The sequence below is a fragment of the Armatimonas sp. genome (assembly GCF_043760365.1).
Lineage (GTDB): Bacteria > Armatimonadota > Armatimonadia > Armatimonadales > Armatimonadaceae > Armatimonas.
This window is the reverse complement of the sequence record NZ_JAYUPA010000768.1, coordinates 1-3,443: the sequence shown is the minus strand read 5'-3', so window position 1 is coordinate 3,443 and position 3,443 is coordinate 1. Positions and strand designations below refer to the sequence as shown.

Genomic DNA, 3,443 nt, shown 5'->3' with positions numbered 1-3,443 from the left:
TGAAGCGCCCGTCGGTGGACGACTGGATTCGTGTCAATCGCTCCGTCCCGCGCCTCGTGGATGTCCTGCCCAACGGCCCCAACGATCACCCAACGGTTCGTATGTATCTGGCGGGCGGCGTCCCGGAAGTCATGCTCCACCTACGTAATTTGGGGTTGCTGCACCTAGACTGCCTAACAGTCAACGGGAAAACTATCGGCGAAAATCTCGCTGAGTGGGAAACCAGCGAGCGGCGCGAAAAGCTTCGCCAGATCCTGCGCGACAAAGACGGCGTGGACCCGGGCGACGTGATCTCCGACCCGGAGCACGCCCGCAAGAAGGGCCTCACTAGCACAGTCTGCTTCCCCATGGGCAACCTTGCGCCCGAGGGCAGCGTGATAAAAGCCACGAGCATTCACCCGTCGGTGGTGGGCGCTGATGGCGTCTACCGCAAGACCGGCCCCGCAAAAGTCTTTACGTCGGAGCGCGATGCCATTGCGGCGATCAAGGGCGGCAAGATCGTGGCGGGCGATGTGATTGTGCTCACCTGTCGCGGCCCACTGGGAACCGGCATGGAGGAGACGTATCAGCTCACCAGTGCTCTCAAGTTCCTGCCCTTCGGCAAAGAAGTCGCGCTCCTCACCGACGCACGGTTTAGCGGCGTCTCCACCGGCGCGTGCATCGGCCACATCGGCCCGGAAGCGCTGGCGGGCGGCCCCATCGGCAAAGTGCGCGACGGCGACACCATCGAGATTATCGTGGACCGGGTCAACCTCACCGCCTCCGTCAACTTAATCTCCGACCCCGACTTCGCCACTCGCCCCCTCCGTGGCGATCTAGCGCCCGACCCTCAGCTCCCCGACGACACCCGCCTCTGGGCCGCCCTCGTCACCGCCAGCGGCGGCCTCTGGGGTGGCTGCGTCTACGACACCGAGAGCATCCTTGCCAAGCTAAAATAAAACCTATCCGTAGACGGTGAGGTCGGGTTCGGGGATGTCTTTACTGGGGTCGTCGGCGCAGTCGGTGAAGTGGGTGACACGGTTGCGGCCCCAGCGCTTGGAGCGGTAGAGTGCCTGGTCGGCCTCGGTGATGAGCTGCTGATCGCTCTCGGTGGTAAGGCTTAAGGTGGCGACACCGACGCTGATGGTGACGGCGCGTTGGGGCCAGGGAGTGTGCTCCACTGCCTCACGAAAGCGCTCCGCGATGATCTGGGCACCCTGGTGGTCGGTGTGTGGGAGAATAATCACAAACTCCTCGCCGCCGTAGCGCGCCACCGAGTCGGTGCGGCGGCCGGACGTTTGCAGAACCTGCGCGATCTTCTTAAGCACGACGTCGCCCGCCGGATGGCCGTAGGTGTCGTTGTAGCGCTTGAAGTAGTCTACATCCAGCATGATCACCGAGAGGGGCTGGTGGTAGCGGATACTCTGGTGGTACTGGGCAGTCAGCTCCTCCTGGAACTTACGGTGGTTCTTGAGGCTCGTCAAGCCATCCACGGTGGCCTGGGTCTCTAGGTTCTCGTTGAGTTTCGCAAGCTCTTCTTGGCGTCTCTCAAGCTGCTGGTAGAGATCATTGAGCTGTGCAAGCTGCTGGCGTGACATCTCTTCAAAATTGCGCCGTGCCGTGATATCGTCGAAGGTTGTGACGACGGCGTAGGGCTCACTCTCCCCATGATGCATCAAGGGCGCGGAGTTGATCGAGATCCAAGTGAGCTCGTCATTTGGCTTATGGACTCCCATGACCATATCCTGCTGGGCGATTCCTTGCTTGAGGGAAATCATAGCCGGATGTTGCTCGCCCGGGAACGGACTGCCATCCTCGCGAACCGACTGCCACCGCGGATCGAGGGAGCTACGGCCCATCATCTGCTCCTGTGTCAACCCGAGAATCCTTTCGGCACGTGGGTTGCAGACCACGATCTTACCGCTCTTTTCCTGGATTACCAGACCATCGTGCATGGCCTCCACGGCGGAGCGAAACCGCTCTTGTGTCTCCTGGGCGACCGTCACCAGGGAGCGCAGCTCCAATTGCGCGATCACCTGTCGGGCCAGTTTTTTGAGGGCATCAAGCTGCTCGACGCTAAGCGTGCGGGGAGTTCGATCAATAACACAGAGGGTTCCCAGCGCCGCACCGTTCGTTCCGACCAGGGGCGCACCGGCGTAAAAGCGAATCCCGGGCTCGCCCGTCACGAGAGGGTTATGGGCAAAACGTGGGTCCATCAGAGCATCGGGGACGACCATTACCTCATCGGGGGTTTGGATTGCGTGGGCACAAAACGCCCACTCGCGCGGGGTTTCGCGAGCACCAAGCCCATAGCACGACTTGAACCACTGTCGGGTCTCATCCACAAGACTCACCAGGCTAATGGGCGTGCCACACAGTAAGGCTGCCAGGCTCGTGATATCGTCGTAGGCAAGCTCCGAAGGCGTGTCTAGGATATGCAGGTCCTCTAACGCCTGCAAGCGAGCCGCCTCACGGATAGAGCTAAGAGATTCGTCGTTCAATTGTGCTTTAATAGTCGGAGGCACGAGACTGCTTTTGAAGAGTAGGATGCAAAAAACCTCCCGTAACTTTGCGCCGTTTGTGAGTGGGCAGGAGTTTATCTTTGCGATTGAGCCGCCAGCCGCGCCAGATAGGCCGTCTCTGAGATCGTCTGCTCCTGAAGTTCTTGTTTGATTTTTTGCTCCTCCACAGCGACCAAAGGCAGGAGGGCGGCATAGAGCAAGAAGAGGAGAGCGGCGACCGGGGCGGCAGTATGGGCCACCTCGGTGCCTAGGTTCTGCGTTGCCGACACACGCCGCACGACACTGATCAGTGCCAGAGCCGCCAGCCAGAGAGCGGGCAGGAGTAGCACCATGGCGGTGCTGAACAGCCAGATCAGTAGAGGGGAGGTGAGATCCGTAAGAGTTTCCTCACCGCTGGAGAGCCCCTGTATCAAGTTCCCAAAACTGAGCCAGGGAGCCAGCGCCCCCGCTTCGAGCCAGAGGCTGAGCGCAAGCAGGGCCAGAGGGGCAAAACAAAGTGCCAGTCTTGCCTTGTTAACACGCCAGAGTGCCAGTGGCAGAAGCAGGTAGCAAAAAGTCAGGATCAGAATCCAACCCAGTGCCTGTCGCTCAACGGAGCCACTCTTGAGGAAGCGGGTTGCCAGAGCGCAGAGCCCACCAAGCGCCAGTATGAGCACCAGTGTCACCAGGAGAGTAATGCTCACGAGGTGCCGCACTAGTTGCGCGATTATCCGTGGCATTCCATAGACAGAGCGATCCGCGGCCTGGAAGTAGAGGGATCTATCTTTCTCCCGGAGCGTCTGGTTCTGCTCCAAGTGCGCAATAAACTCGCTAGCGGCAGCATGAGCCGCCGCAAACTCTCTCCACTGACGCAAGTGGGCCACGTGGCGCAAGGCACTGCGCTTCTTTTCGTCGGCTTCTCTCTCTTTTTCGGAGCAGTCCTCGCCGCACTCGGGGGGAAGG

At 60.4% G+C, this 3,443-nt stretch carries 3 protein-coding genes; 1 reads left to right on the top strand and 2 read right to left on the bottom strand.

All coding sequences use genetic code 11. The features are described from left to right. A partial coding sequence (locus ACH2EH_RS18415) for a dihydroxy-acid dehydratase (protein ID WP_395143903.1) occupies positions 1-938 on the top strand: 938 nt, incomplete at its 5' end. A 3-nt stretch (positions 939-941) separates the two neighbouring features. Here the strand turns inward: ACH2EH_RS18415 and ACH2EH_RS18410 are convergent. After that, positions 942-2,480: a diguanylate cyclase gene (locus ACH2EH_RS18410; RefSeq protein WP_395143901.1), complete on the bottom strand. Its 1,539-nt coding sequence runs from the start codon at positions 2,478-2,480 to the stop codon at positions 942-944. A gap of 95 nt (positions 2,481-2,575) precedes the next feature. After that, positions 2,576-3,443 (bottom strand): hypothetical protein (locus tag ACH2EH_RS18405; RefSeq protein ID WP_395143900.1); only part of this gene is annotated, 868 nt, incomplete at its 5' end.